The organism is Priestia sp. SIMBA_032 (assembly GCF_046535215.1).
In the GTDB taxonomy this organism is placed as follows: domain Bacteria; phylum Bacillota; class Bacilli; order Bacillales; family Bacillaceae_H; genus Priestia; species Priestia aryabhattai.
Window position 1 is genome coordinate 1 of record NZ_JAWRXD010000756.1, and the last position, 268, is coordinate 268.

Sequence of the window (268 nt, forward strand, 5' to 3'; positions counted from 1 at the left end):
TGGCGCATGGGTTTCGACGTCGGGACACATCACGATCACGTCGCGCGGATCAAGCGTCGGATCGTCCTGGAACAACCGCAGCACCAGCTCACGCAGCACCTCGACCTGGCGAGCGGCACCGTGGCAGGAATGGACCTGGACGCTGCCGTCGGCCTGCCCGCCCGGTTTCGCGACCTGATCGGCGCGGAGCGCATCCTGCAGTCGCTCGAGATGCGTGCCGCCACGAACATGCTCGTCGAGGTGGTGGACATCGTCCGCGGCGACGGCC

The 268-nt window shown here is 67.9% G+C and carries 1 protein-coding gene; it reads left to right on the forward strand.

Translation table 11 applies throughout. From position 1 onward, the window contains the following. Window positions 1-268, forward strand: a 268-nt coding sequence (locus tag SB717_RS36335) for a hypothetical protein (RefSeq protein WP_410907872.1), incomplete at both ends; no start/stop codon positions are given.